This is a genomic window from Mycobacterium sp. E3298 (genome assembly GCF_001666895.1).
Taxonomy (GTDB): Bacteria; Actinomycetota; Actinomycetes; order Mycobacteriales; family Mycobacteriaceae; genus Mycobacterium.
Genome location: NZ_LZJB01000331.1, coordinates 1 through 14,092, shown reverse-complemented (window position 1 = coordinate 14,092; position 14,092 = coordinate 1). Strand labels below are relative to the sequence as shown.

Below are 14,092 nucleotides of genomic sequence, written 5' to 3'. Positions count from 1 at the left end.
GGTCACCGAAACTTCCTGCGGCGCAGGTACTTCGCCAACTCGTCGTACGTGCCGTCACCGTTGGCGAATTCGACGACATTGCGCGCCGTCTCGAACCAGGGGCCGGTGCTGGGCCGGATCTGAGCGAGCGCGTTGTCGATATCGGCCATCAGCACCGGCCGCACCTGGCCGCTGCGCATCGAATCCGCCATCGCAAGCTGCGTCGCGATCTCGCACACGTAGGCCAAGTCGGCGCCGGAGAAGCTTTCGGTGCGGTTGGCGATCGTCTTGAGGTCGATACCGGAGACCGGCCGGTCCTGCAGGTGCGATCGCACGATGCCCGCTCGGGCGCCGACGTCGGGCAGGCCGACGAAAATCATCCGGTCGAATCGGCCCGGCCGCCTCAGCGCCGGGTCGACATCCCAGGGCGCGTTGGTGGCGCCCAGCACGTACACACCGTCGTTGATCGACCCCGCCGAATCCATCTCCTCCAGCAGCGTGTTCACCACCGGCCGCATCCCCGAGCTGCCGCTCAGGGCCGAGCGCCGATGACCCAACGCGTCCACCTCGTCGAAGAACAGCACGCAGGGCGCGTTGCGCCGGGCGGTGTCGAAGACGGCGCGGATGCTGCGCTCGCTGTTACCGAACCACTGGTGCAGAACGTCGGCGATGCCAACTTGATAGAAGTTCGCACCCAGCTCGCCCGAAATGGCTTTGGCAATGAACGTCTTGCCGCAGCCCGGTGGGCCGTACAGCAGCAGCCCGCCGCGCGCGGTCACCTTGTACGCCTTCATCAGCTCGGGATTCTTGATCGGGCCGAGCAGCGAAAGGTCCAGCTGCCGTTTGACGTCCTCCATGCCGGCGACGTCGTCGAGCCGGACGCGGACGCGCTGCACGACGTCGAAGTCGTCCTCGTTGACGGCGTCCGGGGGGCGCTCGACGAACGCGGGCTCGATGATGTCGGCGACCTCGCGTTCGGCGCTCGACCAGTCGAACCCCTCCTGGCCGGCGGGTGGCTCTCCCGGCGACGGCGGACCCTCGGACGATGCCCCCAGCGCCGCGGTGCACCGCTGCAGCAGGCTCAGTGCCTGGGCGTTGCCCGGTTGCTGGGTCAGCGCCGTACTGCAGTGACTCAGCGCCTCGGCGTACCGCCCCTTGTCCGCGAGCAAATTGGCGAGATGCAGCCTCAGCTCGATCACGTCGGGGCTGCGTTCCACCGCGCCCGACAACTCCCGGATGACCGGGTCCTCGGTATCGGATGCCCCCACCGTCATCTCCCCGCGTATGAGTGCTGGCAGCCCAATACTAAGGGGGCAGCGCCGTCAGCTGGCGGCGATCATGGCCACGGAGCCCATGGCCATCACCATGCCGAACCCCTGCCACCGCGTGAGCCGCTCGCGCAGCACGACCATCGCCAGCACGACCGTGGCCGCCGGGTAGAGGGAGATCAGGATGCTGGCCAGCGAGAGCAACCAGGTGTGCAACGCCAGCAGCATGGTCACGTTGGCGCAGATGTCCAGCACGGCCACGGCCAACGCCAGCTTCAACGGCTTCCCGCGCGGCGCCCGCAGGTTGTCACTGGCCGCGGCCATCACGAAGATCACCACGGTGGCCGCGAGCCGGGCGAAGACCAGCGGCCACAGTTTGCACGCGTGGGGCGCCTGGTGCAGAAAGACCAGGTTCAGTCCCATCGCCGAACCGGCCAGCAGCGTGAGCCACGCCACCTTCGGGGTGAATCGATACGGGGTGACGCCCTGTGCGGTCGCTTCCCGGCTCACCAGCATGACCGCGACCAACGCCAGCACGAAGCCCACCGAAGCGCCTGGCCCCGGCCGCTCCCCCAGCGCCACTCCGACCGCGACCGGGACGGCCGCGTTCAGCACCGCCGCCAGCGGCGAGACGACAGAGATCGGCCCGGCGCCCAGCGCGGCAAAGAAGGCCCACATGCCGACCGCCATTCCGACGCCGTAGAGGCAACCCCAGAAAACGGCGCCCCACGAGATCGGCCCGCCCACCGCCAGGGCCAGCGCGCCCAGCAAGAACGTCTCGATCGGATAGACCACCAGCATCACGCGCAGCGCGGCGACCCGGCGAGCGGCTACACCGCCCACGAAATCGCTGACGCCGTAAGTAACGGCCGACAGCTGCGCGTAAGCGGCCCCGATCAGCTCATGCCCTTGGCTCGGCGACCCAATTCACGGACCACTTCGCGCTGGGCATCGCGGCGGGCCATGTCCTGACGTTTGTCGTGCGCTCGCTTGCCGCGCGCTAACGCGAGCTCGACCTTGACCTTTCCTTCGGAGAAATACAGAGACATCGGCACGAGGGCGAGGTTACCATCTCGTATCTTTCCGACCAGACGGTCGATTTGTTGCCTATGTAACAACAACTTTCGGTTTCGACGTGGCTCATGGTTGGTCCAGCTACCGTGCTGATACTCGGGAATGTACAAGTTGCGCAACCACACTTCGCCGTCGTCGACGGTTGCGAACGCGTCGGCCAGGGACGCGTGTCCCTCGCGCAGACTCTTCACCTCGGTGCCCTGTAAAGACACTCCGGCCTCGAACTCCTCGAGGATCGAATAGTTGTGCCGCGCTTTGCGATTGGTGGCGATGATCTGTTTGCTGCCACGCTTGCCGCCCGCCGCCCTGGCCCGGCCGGGATCTTTCGCCACAGCTACCGCCGGATGTAGAGGCGCAACGTCGCGTAGGAGGTCAGCCCGGCGATCGACACGCCGAGCAGGAACAGCCACGGCGAGATGTAGAGGATGTCGGCGTAGTCGACCTTGGCGATCAAATGCGCTTGGTAGAACTGGCTCAGCGCGTTGTCCAGGAACCACGCTCGCACCAGAACCAGGCCGACGATCGCGATGGCGACACCGATGGCCGCGGCCAGCATCGCCTCCACCAGGAACGGCAGCTGGGTGTACCAGCGGCTGGCCCCGACCAACCGCATGATCTGGATCTCCGTGCGCCGCGTGTGCGCGGCGACCTGGACCATGTTGGCAATCAGCAGGATCGCCCCGATGGCCTGCACCAGGGCGACGGCGAACGCGGCGTCGCGCAAACCGTCCAGGACGGCGAATAGCCTATCTATCAAATCTTTTTCGTTGAGGATGCTGCGCACGCCGGGCTGGCCCTGCATCGCGGCGTCGAACTCCGCGTGCTGTTCGGGGTTGTTCAGCTTGACGATGAACGACGCGGGAAACGACTCCTTGCCCGCCACGTCCTTGAACTCCGGGAACTTCTTGATCGCGTCGTTGTAGGCGTCCTGCCGGTTGACGAAACGCACCGATTTGACGTCTTGGCGCGCATCGATCTTGTCCCGCAGCGCTTTACACGGGCCGGACCCGCATGTCGCGTCGTTGGCGGAGATGTCGTCGGTGAGGAACACCTGCGTCTCCACGCGGTCGAGATAGATCTCCCGCGAGTTGTCGGCCAACCGCACCACCAGCAGACCGCCACCGAACAGGCCGATCGAGATGGCCGTGGTGAGGATCATCGCCGCCGTCATCGTGACGTTGCGACGGAGCCCGGTCAGGACCTCGTTGAACAGGAAGCCAAAGCGCACTTAGCGGTCCATCCCATAGATGCCGCGCTGCTCGTCGCGAACCAGCCGCCCCAGAGACAACTCCACGACGCGCTGACGCATCGAGTCGACGATGTGGTGGTCGTGCGTCGCCATCAACACCGTCGTCCCCGTGCGGTTGATCCGCTCCAACAAATCCATGATGTCCTTACTGGTGTCTGGGTCGAGATTGCCAGTCGGCTCGTCGGCCAGCAGAACCAGGGGCCGGTTGACGTACGCGCGCGCGATCGCCACGCGTTGCTGCTCGCCGCCGGACAACTCGTGGGGCAGCCGGTTCGCTTTGCCGGACAGGCCGACCGTTTCGAGCACCTCGGGCACCACCCGGTTGATGGCGTCGGCCCGCCGGCCGATCACCTCCAGCGCGAAGGCGACGTTCTCGTAGACGGTCTTCTGCTGCAGCAGGCGGAAGTCCTGGAACACGGTTCCGATCACCTGGCGCAGCTTCGGAATGTGACGACCGCGCAGCTTGTTGACGTGGAACTTCGACACCCGGATGTCGCCGGAGGTGGGGTTCTCCTCGCCGAGCAGCAGCCGCATGAACGTCGACTTACCGGAACCCGACGGGCCGATCAGGAAGACGAACTCACCCTTGTCGATTTTGACGTTCACGTCCTCTAACGCCGGACGGGCCGACGCTTTGTACTTCTTGCTGACATGGTCAAGGGTGATCATCACGGCACGCCAGTGTAGCCGTGAATTTCGCTGGCAAGCCAAGTCAACTGGCCGGCGGTGGCGAAGTGGGCGCCGGGCCGGGCCCCGGCTGCGGTAGCTGAGGCGGCGATGCGGGGCTGCTGGTGCTGGGCGGGCAGAAGGGCGGCGGCAGCAGGCACGGCAGCTGCGGCAGCGCCGGTGGCGGCGTGGTGGTGGTCGTCGTCACGGGCGGCGGTGGCGGCGGCGGCGTGCTCGTCGGGGTCGGCGTGTAGGTGACGGTCGGCGGCGGCTGCTGCACGCGACTGCGCGGCACCCAGGTGTAGTTCGGGTCGGGGACGAAACCGGGCGGCACCACCTGCTGCGCGGGTGGCTTGGGCGCCGGTTCCGGGCGGTAGGTGTCGTAGACCCACCACGCGGCGAAGAAGGCGATGATCAGCACGAGGGTCGAGGTGCGGAGCCGCCCGCCGAACATGTATTTCGGCCAGCGATGATCCGCGTCCGAGTCTTCGCTGCGCTTCTCGAAGATGCTCAGGGTGAATTTCAACGCTTCTGCACCGCACCTTCGACGTCGTCGTCGATTCGCTCCTCGGCCGCCTGGGCCACCGGGACGGACGGGTCTTCCACCAGCCCGACCTTCGCGTCCGCCGCGGTCATGATGCCGACGCGGGCCAGCGCCCGTATGACCAGGACACGCAGCTGTCGGCCGGCCTCGAACTGCTTGCCGGGCAGCGTGCGGGCCACCAGACGCAGGGTGACGGTGTCGACTTCGATGCTCTCCACACCCATGACGGTGGGCGCGTCCAACAGCAACTCGCCCAGTAGCGGGTTTTCCATCGCGCGGTCGCATTCCTGGTGCAAGACCTCGTTGACCCGGTTCAGGTCGGCGCTGGTGGACACCGGGATGTCCACCACCGCGCGCGCCCAGTCCTTGGACAGGTTGACCACCTTGACGATCTGTCCGTTGGGGATGGTCAACACCTCGCCGTCCGCTGAGCGCAGGCGGGTCACCCGAAGCGTCACGTTCTCGACGGTGCCGCTGGCCTCCGTCGAGGAAACGACGGTGAGGGTGACCAGGTCCCCGAAGCCGTACTGGCGCTCCGCCAAGATGAAGAAGCCGGACAACAGGTCCCTGACGAGCTGCTGCGCCCCGAAACCCAGGGCGGCGCCGACCACGGTGGCCGGCGCGACCAGTCCCCCCACGGAGAACTGCAGCACGTCGGCGATCTGCATGATCACCCAGATGCTGATCAGGACCACCGACACCCAGGAGATCACCGAGGCCATCGCCTGGCGGTGCTTGGTCGCCTCCGAGCGCACCAGCGCGTCGCTTTCGGCGAAACCCAGGTTGAGCTGACGGGTGATCTGCTGCGCCACCCAGTTGACGAACCGGGCCGCCAGCACCGCCACGATCAGCACCATCACGATCCTCAGACCGCGGCTGATGATCCACTGCCCGATGTCGCCGCGCCAAAATTCGTGCCAGCCCAGCGCCCTTGTCAGGGCGGTCGAGGCAAGAAGAGTTGTGTTAGTCGTCATCTTTTCGGTTGCGCCACCGGATTCCCGCTTCCAGGAACCCGTCGATGTCTCCGTCCAGGACGGCCGCCGGATTGCCGACCTCGTACTCGGTCCGCAGATCCTTGACCATCTGATAGGGATGCAGAACGTAGGAGCGCATCTGATTGCCCCACGAACTGCCGCCTTCACCTTTCAACGCGTCGAGTTCTGCGCGTTCTTCGGAACGCTTGCGCTCCAACAACTTTGCCTGAAGCACTCGCATCGCCGAGACCTTGTTCTGCAATTGCGATTTTTCGTTCTGGCAAGTCACGACGATACCCGTTGGGATGTGGGTTAGACGAACGGCCGAGTCGGTGGTGTTCACGGATTGGCCGCCGGGCCCGCTGGAGCGGTAAACATCAACGCGCACATCGCCTTCCGGGATGTCGATGTGATCGGTGGTGTCCACCACGGGAAGCACCTCGACCTCCGCGAACGACGTCTGGCGTCGATTCTGGTTGTCAAAGGGGCTGATCCTGACCAATCGATGGGTACCCTGCTCGACCGACAACGTGCCGTAGGCGAACGGGGCGTGCACGGCGAACGTCGCGCTCTTGATGCCCGCCTCCTCGGCGTAGGACGTGTCGAACACTTCGACGGGGTACTTGTGCTGCTCGGCCCACCGGATGTACATCCGCATCAGCATCTCGGCCCAGTCGGCCGCGTCCACCCCGCCGGCGCCCGACCGGATGGTGACCAGCGCCTCCCGCTCGTCGTACTCCCCCGAGAGCAGCGTGCGCACCTCGGTGGCTTCTATATCGGCCCTCAGCGCCTTCAGCTCGGCGTCCGCCTCGGCGAGCGCTTCTGTTTTGCTGGCGGCGCCCTCCGCTTCTTCGGCCGCCAGCTCGTAGAGCACCGGCAGATCATCGAGCCGTTGCCTCAGCTCTTCGATGCGACGCAGTTCCCCCTGGGCGTGGGACAACTGGCTGGTCACCCGCTGCGCGTTGGCCTGGTCATCCCACAATTGGGGATCGGACGCCTCGTGTTCGAGCTTCTCGATCCGGCTGCGCAGACCGTCCACATCGAGCACCCGCTCCACCGTGGTCAGGGTGGAGTCAAGGGCGGCGATGTCGGCTTGACGGTCGGGTTCCACAGCGGACAACGTTACCGGGACGCTCCGAGCGCCCCGGCTCCCGGCGAGTGCCCGGGCCACGACCAGCGGTCATGCGTTTAGCATCGAGTCACGGTCATGTGCACCCCGCGCCGCGCGCCGCCAGCCCCCCGCGCGCTAACCGGGCACGAATAGAAGGTCGAGTATGCGTCCATACCACGTTGCCATCGTCGGCTCCGGACCGTCCGGGTTCTTCGCCGCGTCCTCCCTGCTCAAAGCGGCGGACGCGGCCGAAGACATCGAGGTGGCCGTCGACATGCTGGAGATGCTGCCGACCCCGTGGGGGCTGGTGCGCTCGGGCGTCGCGCCCGACCACCCGAAGATCAAGTCGATCAGCAGGCAGTTCGAAAAGACCGCCGAAGATCCCCGCTTCAGATTTTTCGGCAATGTGGTGGTCGGCGAGCACGTGCAGCCCGACGAACTGTCCGAACGCTACGACGCGGTGATCTACGCCATCGGCGCGCAATCCGACCGGTCGTTGAAGATTCCCGGCGAGGACCTGCCCGGCAGCATGGCCGCGGTGGAATTCGTCGGCTGGTACAACGCGCACCCACACTTCCAAGAACCCGGCCCCGACCTGTCGGGCGCCCGGGCCGTGGTCGTCGGCAACGGCAACGTCGCCCTCGACGTCGCCCGCATCCTGGTGACCGATCCCGACGTGCTCGCACGCACCGACATCGCCGACCACGCCCTGGAGTCGCTGCGGCCGTGTGGCGTGGAGGAAGTGGTGATCATCGGGCGGCGCGGGCCGCTGCAGACCGCGTTCACCACGCTGGAGTTGCGCGAGCTGGCCGATCTGGAAGGCGTCGACGTGATCGTCGATCCGGCGCAGCTCGAGGGCATCACCGCCGACGACGAGGCCGCCGCGGACAAGACGACGAAGCTGAACATCAAGGCGTTGCGCGACTACGCCACGCGGGCGCCACGGCCCGGCCATCGCCGGATCGTGTTCCGGTTCATGACTTCGCCGATCGAGATCAAGGGCGACGGCAAGGTGGAGAGCATCGTGCTCGGGCGCAACGAATTGGTCAACGACGACAGCGGCCGGGTATCCGCCAAGGACACCGGCGAGCGCGAGGAGCTGCCGGTTCAACTGGTGGTGCGGTCGGTCGGGTACCGAGGTATGCCCACCCCCGGTCTGCCGTTCGACGAGAAGACCGCGACCATCCCCAACGCCGCGGGCCGGGTGGAGGGCAGCCGCAACGAATACGTCGCCGGATGGATCAAGCGCGGGCCGACCGGTGTCATCGGCACCAATAAGAAGGACTCCCAGGACACCGTCGACACGCTGATCGCCGATCTGGACCGCGCGAAGGAATCCGGTCTGCCGGACTTCCCCGACGACCACGCCGACCAGCTGGCCGACTGGCTGGCCTCACGCCAGCCCAAACTGGTCACCTCCGCGCACTGGGAGGTCATCGACCGTCATGAGCGCGCCGCCGGGGAGCCGCACGGGCGCCCGCGCGTCAAGCTGCCCAACCTGGCCGAGCTGCTGCGGATCAGCCACGGCTGATCACCGGGCGACGGTTGCCGGCGGCCCGTCGTCCAGCGCCCGTCCATGAAAACGACGCAAGAGCGCCACCACGTCGGCGCGGTCGATCAGATCCGCCGTCACAGGTTGCTGCACCGTATCGCCAGCACCGAATGCCCCACGTTGCAGACGTCGGCGGCGGTGTGGGAGTCGGTGACCAGCAACTGGCCCGCTTCGGGGTTGGCGTGCAGGTACTGCTCCACACTGCCGCGCACGATCGCGGATTCCGCCCGGACGTCGGGATACAGTCGCGTCCACCGCGCGAGCCGCCGGCTCAATCGTGCTTGGGCCGAACGCATTCCGTCGCCGGCGTCGTGCGAGTCCTCGCCGTATACCCAGAGCGCGTGCAGCGTGGCTCGGCGCAGCCTCGCCTCCTCGAAAGCGTGCCGCAGCACCATGCCGTTGTCGACTTCGGCGAGGACGCTCCCGACCTTCGGCGCCGCCGAGCGGCGGGCCGGCTGATGGATGACGGCCACCGGGCACCGGGCCGAGCCGGCCAGGGCGCTCGCGACGGACGTTCCGCCGTGGCGGGCGTGGTTGAGCCCGATCGAACCGATGCAGATCATGGCCGCCGACCTCGCCTCCTCCATCAACTTGGTGAGTGGCCTGCCATAAAGGATGTCGGCTTCGATCTTCACCTGCGTGCCGGTGGCCTCCACTGCCCGGTGGGCGTCGGCCAGCGCCGTGCGTGCGGCGGCGAGGCGCGCCTCGCTGGCGGCCGCGGTCGGCGCGTCCCGTGGATCGACGACGTAAACCAATCGCATCGGGATGTCCCGGCTGACTGCCTCGTCGATCGCCCACAGGGCCGCCTGCACCGCCCCACTCGATCCGTCCACACCCACGACGATCGCCGGAGCGGGATAGCTGGTGCTCATCGAGGGCTCCTTCGCTCAGCTGTGGGCGGGCACTTTCCGGTCGCTCGGTGACGACGCTATGACCGGGAACCCCTCTCCCACAGAGGCATTGGTCCCCGAATATGTGCCATTCGGCCCCTGGGTACCGGCGGCGGCGGACCGCAGGCCACGCCAGTTATCAAACGGTTCAGCGGCTTTCGCTATTTGTCAGGCGTTTGATAAGACTGGGACTGGTTAACGTAAGGTAAACGCTCGGCAAACGGAGTCTGAATTAAGGGTGGCCGGCGCCGCGAAATCAGCAAAACCCCGCACGTGTGGTCCGCACCTGCGACCTTTGAAGTGCCCGAACATCGAAGGTTTCTCGCGATGCCCTGTGCGCACGGTCCGCCAACTCGATAACCGCCACGCTGCCCGGTAGCCAGCCGTGGAGCGATTCCGCCCGGGCCGCCTCTCGTCCGTTCGCCGGGGAGGGCTTCGCCTGCCCGCCGACCGGCACGAGCGGCCAAAGACCGTCGCTAATCATTCTTGCCCACAACGCACTTGAGGGATGGACACTATGGATTGGGCTTTTCTTCCGCCAGAGGTCAACTCTGCCCGGATGTACACCGGCCCGGGGCCGGGATCGCTGTTGGCCGCCGCGGGAAGTTGGGATGCGCTGTCGGCCGAACTGACCTCCACCGCCGCGTCTTACGAGGCGGTGCTGCCGAGTCTCGGCCTGCAATGGCGGGGCTCCGCTGCCGACGCGATGGCGTTCGCGGCCGCCCGCTACCTGGCGTGGTTGCAGGCGACCGCCGAGCAGACACAACAGACAGCCATGCAGGCGCGAACCGCGGCGGCGGCTTACGAGCAGGCGTACACGATGACGGTGCCGCCGCCGGTGATCGCGGCCAACCGCACCCTGCTGGCATCGCTGGTGGCGACCAACATCGTGGGCCAGAACACCGCGGCCATCGCGGCCGTCGAGGCGCAATACGCCGATTTCTGGGCCCAGGACACCGCAGCCATGACCGGCTACGCCGCGTCCTCTTCGGCGGCGATGCAGCTGCCGAAGTTCGCCAGCGCGAACAAATCCACCGCGGAGTCCGGGGTCAGCGCCCAGCATGCCGCCGTGACCGCGGCCGGCATGAAGGCCGCCGCGTCCAATGCCGTCAAGCAGTCGCTCTCACCGCAATCGGCGCAGACGTTGCTGAGTCCGAATCCGGCGGCCGCACCCATTCAGCAAGCGGCCGCGAACAACAACGGCGCCTTCCGGCTCCTCGACGCGATTCAGGGAACGGGCGTCGGCTTCAGTGCTCCCTACAACATGGAGCAATTCGTATCCGGAATCATTGGCGCCGAGAACAATCTGGGCATCCTGGCCAAGCCGGGGGCGGCCGCGGCCAATCTCGCACCCGCGGTCGCGGCGCCCGCACTTCGCGGCGCGGCCGCGGGCTTGGGCGGGGGCTTGGGCAACGTCACCGCAACGCTGTCGCACGCCGGGTCGATCGGGCCGATGTCCGTGCCGGCCAGCTGGTCCGCGCCCACGAGCACCCATATCTCGCCGTTATCACCCGCCGGGTTCACCACGCTGCCGGGCACCGAGGAGCCGGTGTCGTCCGGATACCCCGGCTATCCGGGCATGCCGGGCGCCGGCAACTCGCGAGCCGTCGGCGTGGGTGCGCCGCCCCGCTACGGGATACGGCTCAACGTGATACCGCGGCCGCCGGCCGCCGGGTGACATGCGGTCGATCCGCCAACGGCCGGCCAGGGAACGAACCGCCCGACGCATGCGGCTTCGTGGTGCGCGCTCATAGGGCTGTAGGACAATGGATTTCGGCATTCTCCCACCAGAGGTGAACTCCGGCCGGATGTACGCCGGCCCCGGTTCCGGCCCGCTGCTGGCCGCCGCGGGAGGGTGGGACTCGCTGTCGGCGGAGTTGACCGTCACGGCCGCGGTGTACGAATCGGTGCTGTCGGGGCTGACGGGGTTGCATTGGCACGGACCGGCATCCCGGGCGATGGCAGCCGGCGCAGCGCCCTACGTGGCGTGGCTGCATACCACCGCCGAGCGTGCACGGCAGGCCGCGATGCGGGCCCGGGCCGCGGCGGCGGCTTACGAACTCGCCCATGCCATGACGGTGCCCCCGCCCGCGATCGCCGCCAACCGCAGCCGATTGGCGCAGTTGATCGCGACGAACTTCTTCGGCCAGAACACCGCCGCGATCGCGGCCACCGAAACCGAGTACGCCGAGTATTGGGCCCAGGACGCGTCCGCGATGTACGCCTATTCGGCGGGTTCGGCTGCCGCGGCGCAGCTTTCGCCGTTCCTCTCCCCGCGGGCGGCCACCGATGCGGCCGGGATCGCGGACCAGCAGCAGGCCGTCGCACACGCCAGCACGAACTCGGGGTCTCAGGCGGTGGCCTCCGCGGCGCCGGGCTCGACCTCGGGACTCTTCCGAATCCTCGACAGCATCCAGGCTGTCCAGACCACGTTCAACGCCCTTTTCAACGCCGAGGGGTTTCCCGCCGGAATCATCCAGGCGGACAAGAACTTGGGAATCCTGCCGAACCTCGCGGCCGTCCCGGCCGCGGCGCCCACGCAGCCCGCGCTCGGGGGGCCGGGATCGGGTGTGGGGAACGTCCATGCCGTGTTGGCCCGCGCCGGGCGGATCGGGGCGATGTCGGTGCCCGCCGGCTGGACGGCCGCGACGGGCAGCCCCGTCGGGGGACTTCCGGGCGGCGGGCCATCCGCGCTGCCGACGACCGAGGCGCTGGCCCGAACCGGATCCGGCACGCCCGGGGTGCCCGGAATTCCAGGGGGCAGAGTCTCGCGGGCCGCGCTGGTCGTACCGCGTTATGGCGTCCGCATCTCGGTGATGGCCCGCCCGCCGGCGGCCGGCTGATGGATCGCTAGACCGGGGGCGGCTCGGACGGCGCGAACTTCCAGTTGTCCGGATTCTTCGGCGAATACACCACCGGAAACAACTGGCCCATGGTCGGCCACTGCTCGACGTCGACGGCCATGCGCTGATACACCGCGTGCTCGCTGACCGTCGGCCCGTTGATGACCCCGGCGATGGTGACGAATTGCTCGCCGGTCGCGTCCGGCCGCGGGCTCACCCCGGTCACCAGCAGCGTGCCGTTCAAGAGGTCTCCACGTGGGCCGCGGGGGAGGAACCGCTGAGCAAGTGCGACCGCCAAGACGCCCAGCAGCAGGATCAGGACTCCGAATTCCCACACCCCGCCATCGTAGGGCCGTGATAGGACTGCGTCATGAGCCGGGACGATCTGACGCTGGCGCTCGCGCTGGCCGACCGCGCGGACGCGCTGACTTCCGCCCGCTTCGGCGCGCTGGACCTGCGCGTCGACACCAAGCCCGACCTGACCCCGGTTACCGACGCCGACCGCTCGGTGGAAACCGAACTCCGCGAGACGCTAGGGAGCGAACGGCCACAGGACAGCATTCTCGGCGAGGAGTTCGGCGGCACCGCCGTTTTCACCGGGCGGCAGTGGATCATCGATCCCATCGACGGCACCAAGAACTTCGTGCGCGGCGTGCCGGTGTGGGCCAGTTTGATCGCATTGCTCGAAGACGGTGTGCCGACGGTCGGCGTCGTGAGCGCGCCGGCGCTGCAACGCCGGTGGTGGGCGGCTCGCGGCCTCGGCGCGTTCGTCACGGTCGACGGCGCGCCCCCGCGGCCGCTATCGGTTTCCGCTGTGGCGCAACTCGACTCGGCCAGCCTGTCGTTCTCCAGCCTGTCCGGCTGGGCCGAGCGCGGTCTGCGGGACCGCTTCATCGGGCTCACCGACGCGGTCTGGCGGGTGCGCGCGTTCGGCGACTTCCTGTCCTATTGCCTGGTGGCCGAGGGGGCCGTCGACATCGCCGCCGAACCCGAGGTGTCGGTGTGGGACCTCGCTGCCCTCGACGTCCTCGTGCGCGAAGCGGGCGGAACGATGACCGGACTCGACGGCGTCGCGGGTCCGCACCGCGGCAGCGCCGTGGCGACCAACGGGCCGCTGCACGAACTCGTGCTTCGCGCCCTCGACGCCGGCGGTCTGTGAATTAGTTAACAAGTGTTCTCTGTGATCTTACTCCGGAGTAAGATAGCCTTGTTCGCACTGCCCCGACTAACCACAGGCTGCCGACATGACCGACACAGGTTCCGGTTCCACAAAGACTTCCAAGTCCGCCCGCTCCGGTCGCAAGCGGAAAGACCAGCAGAGCGCGGTAGGGCTGCAACACCACAAGCGCACGGGCGTCGACATCGCCATCGCGCTGCTCACCCCGCTCATGGGCCAGGAATTCCTGGACAAATACCGTCTGCGCGATCCGGTCAACCGGGGCCTGCAGTACGGCACGAAGACCGTCTTCTCCACCGCGGCGGCCGCCTCCCGGCAGTTCAGGCGGGTGCAGAATCTGCGCGGCGGGCCGACCCGGCTCAAGTCGAGCGGCAAGGACTACTTCGACCTGACGCCCGACGACGAACAGCAGATGATCGTCGAGACGCTTACCGAATTCGCCGACGAGGTGTTGCGGCCCGCGGCGCCCGGCGCCGACGAGGCGGCGACCTACCCGGCCGACCTGATCGCCAAGGCCGCCGAGCTGGGCATCACCGCGATCAACATCCCCGAGGACTTCGAGGGCATCGCCGCCCACCGGTCAAGCGTGACCAACGTGCTGGTGGCCGAGGCGCTCGCCTACGGCGACATGGGTCTCGCGCTGCCGATTCTGGCCCCGGGCGGTGTGGCCGCGGCGCTCACGCACTGGGGCAGCGCGGACCAGCAGGCCACGTATCTGCACGAGTTCGCGGGCGAGAACGTTCCGCAGGCCTGCGTCGCCATCGC

General features: G+C 67.6%; 15 protein-coding genes. 5 read left to right on the top strand and 10 right to left on the bottom strand.

Translation table 11 applies throughout. The annotated features are described in order from the left end of the window. Positions 1 to 2: 2 nt before the first annotated feature. From A9X05_RS15360 to prfB, 8 genes are all read right to left on the bottom strand, one after another. Positions 3 to 1,247 carry a 26S protease regulatory subunit gene (locus A9X05_RS15360; protein WP_231969071.1) on the bottom strand — a complete coding sequence of 415 codons (1,245 nt, stop codon included), beginning with the start codon at positions 1,245 to 1,247 and terminating at the stop codon, positions 3 to 5. A gap of 54 nt (positions 1,248 to 1,301) precedes the next feature. Continuing rightward, the gene (locus A9X05_RS15355) at positions 1,302 to 2,051 is read right to left on the bottom strand and encodes an EamA family transporter (RefSeq protein ID WP_197499075.1); all 750 of its coding nucleotides are present in this window, start codon (positions 2,049 to 2,051) and stop codon (positions 1,302 to 1,304) included. Positions 2,052 to 2,143: 92 nt separating this feature from the next. Further along, positions 2,144 to 2,653 carry an SsrA-binding protein SmpB gene (gene smpB / locus A9X05_RS15350; protein WP_067756993.1) on the bottom strand — a complete coding sequence of 170 codons (510 nt, stop codon included), beginning with the start codon at positions 2,651 to 2,653 and terminating at the stop codon, positions 2,144 to 2,146. Positions 2,654 to 2,655: 2 nt separating this feature from the next. Beyond that, on the bottom strand, positions 2,656 to 3,549 hold the full coding sequence (gene ftsX, locus A9X05_RS15345) for a permease-like cell division protein FtsX (RefSeq protein ID WP_067756996.1): 894 nt from the start codon (positions 3,547 to 3,549) through the stop codon (positions 2,656 to 2,658). Next, positions 3,550 to 4,239: a cell division ATP-binding protein FtsE gene (gene ftsE, locus A9X05_RS15340; RefSeq protein WP_067756999.1), complete on the bottom strand. Its 690-nt coding sequence runs from the start codon at positions 4,237 to 4,239 to the stop codon at positions 3,550 to 3,552. Positions 4,240 to 4,282: 43 nt separating this feature from the next. Next, positions 4,283 to 4,762 (bottom strand): hypothetical protein, encoded by a 480-nt coding sequence (locus A9X05_RS15335; protein ID WP_067782471.1) that lies wholly within the window; start codon positions 4,760 to 4,762, stop codon positions 4,283 to 4,285. Then, a complete protein-coding gene (locus tag A9X05_RS15330) occupies positions 4,759 to 5,754 on the bottom strand; it encodes a mechanosensitive ion channel family protein (protein WP_067782468.1) in 996 nt (331 codons plus the stop codon). Before A9X05_RS15330 ends, A9X05_RS15335 begins: the two co-directional genes overlap by 4 nt. After that, on the bottom strand, positions 5,744 to 6,865 hold the full coding sequence (gene prfB / locus A9X05_RS15325) for a peptide chain release factor 2 (RefSeq protein ID WP_067757008.1): 1,122 nt from the start codon (positions 6,863 to 6,865) through the stop codon (positions 5,744 to 5,746). Before prfB ends, A9X05_RS15330 begins: the two co-directional genes overlap by 11 nt. Before the next feature lie 163 nt (positions 6,866 to 7,028). Here prfB and A9X05_RS15320 point away from each other — a divergent pair, with 163 nt between their 5' ends. Beyond that, a complete protein-coding gene (locus A9X05_RS15320) occupies positions 7,029 to 8,396 on the top strand; it encodes an FAD-dependent oxidoreductase (RefSeq protein ID WP_067757011.1) in 1,368 nt (455 codons plus the stop codon). A 98-nt stretch (positions 8,397 to 8,494) separates the two neighbouring features. On the opposite strand, the gene A9X05_RS15315 is transcribed toward A9X05_RS15320, so the two are convergent. Then, positions 8,495 to 9,289, bottom strand: coding sequence for a universal stress protein (locus A9X05_RS15315; protein ID WP_067782465.1), 795 nt, complete (start codon positions 9,287 to 9,289; stop codon positions 8,495 to 8,497). A gap of 535 nt (positions 9,290 to 9,824) precedes the next feature. Here A9X05_RS15315 and A9X05_RS15310 point away from each other — a divergent pair. Both A9X05_RS15310 and A9X05_RS15305 read left to right on the top strand, forming a co-directional pair. Further along, complete coding sequence (locus A9X05_RS15310) at positions 9,825 to 10,985, top strand: PPE family protein (protein WP_067782462.1); 1,161 nt, start codon at positions 9,825 to 9,827, stop codon at positions 10,983 to 10,985. An 88-nt stretch (positions 10,986 to 11,073) separates the two neighbouring features. Further along, positions 11,074 to 12,150 carry a PPE family protein gene (locus tag A9X05_RS15305; RefSeq protein WP_067782459.1) on the top strand — a complete coding sequence of 359 codons (1,077 nt, stop codon included), beginning with the start codon at positions 11,074 to 11,076 and terminating at the stop codon, positions 12,148 to 12,150. Positions 12,151 to 12,157: 7 nt separating this feature from the next. Here A9X05_RS15305 and A9X05_RS15300 read toward each other — a convergent pair whose 3' ends face one another. Beyond that, positions 12,158 to 12,487, bottom strand: a complete 330-nt coding sequence (locus A9X05_RS15300; protein ID WP_067757014.1) for a hypothetical protein — start codon at positions 12,485 to 12,487, stop codon at positions 12,158 to 12,160. A 33-nt stretch (positions 12,488 to 12,520) separates the two neighbouring features. On the opposite strand from A9X05_RS15300, the gene hisN reads away from it, so the two are divergent. Together hisN and A9X05_RS15290 are read left to right on the top strand one after the other, a co-directional pair. Beyond that, positions 12,521 to 13,309, top strand: a complete 789-nt coding sequence (gene hisN / locus A9X05_RS15295) for a histidinol-phosphatase (protein WP_067757017.1) — start codon at positions 12,521 to 12,523, stop codon at positions 13,307 to 13,309. 85 nt (positions 13,310 to 13,394) lie between these two features. Continuing rightward, the coding region (locus tag A9X05_RS15290) for an acyl-CoA dehydrogenase family protein (RefSeq protein ID WP_197499073.1) at positions 13,395 to 14,092 on the top strand (698 nt) is incomplete at its 3' end.